The following is a 470-nucleotide window of genomic DNA, read 5'->3' as shown; positions in this document are numbered from 1 at the left end:
GTGCGGATCAGCAGGCCCAGGTCGGCGAACTCGCCGTCGCCATACGGGCCACGGTAGGCGTTGACGTTCTGGCCCAGCAGGTTGATCTCGCGCACGCCCTGCGCGGCCAGCTGCGCCACTTCCACCACCACGTCCTCGAACGGGCGGCTCACCTCGGTACCGCGCGTGTAGGGCACCACGCAGAACGAGCAGTACTTGGAGCAGCCCTCCATGATCGACACGAAGGCCGAGCCGCCTTCGGCGCGGGGCTCCGGCAGGCGGTCGAACTTCTCGATCTCCGGGAAGCTGATGTCCACCTGCGACTTGCCCGATTCGCGCCGTTGCCGGATCAGTTCGGGCAGCCGGTGCAGCGTCTGCGGGCCGAACACCAGGTCCACGTGCGGGGCCCGCTTGATGATCGCCTCGCCTTCCTGCGAGGCAACGCAGCCGCCCACGCCGATGATCACGCCGCGGCCGTTGTTCTTCAGCGC

At 68.5% G+C, this 470-nt stretch carries 1 protein-coding gene; it reads right to left on the bottom strand.

Going from position 1 to position 470, the window contains the following annotated elements; all coding sequences use genetic code 11:
* On the bottom strand, nucleotides 1-470 hold a 470-nt coding region (locus AC1DN0_RS41440), incomplete at both ends, for a radical SAM protein (RefSeq protein ID WP_477146660.1).

This window comes from Cupriavidus sp. 05N39, assembly GCF_056397325.1.
This window is presented reverse-complemented; position numbering and strand designations above follow the sequence as displayed.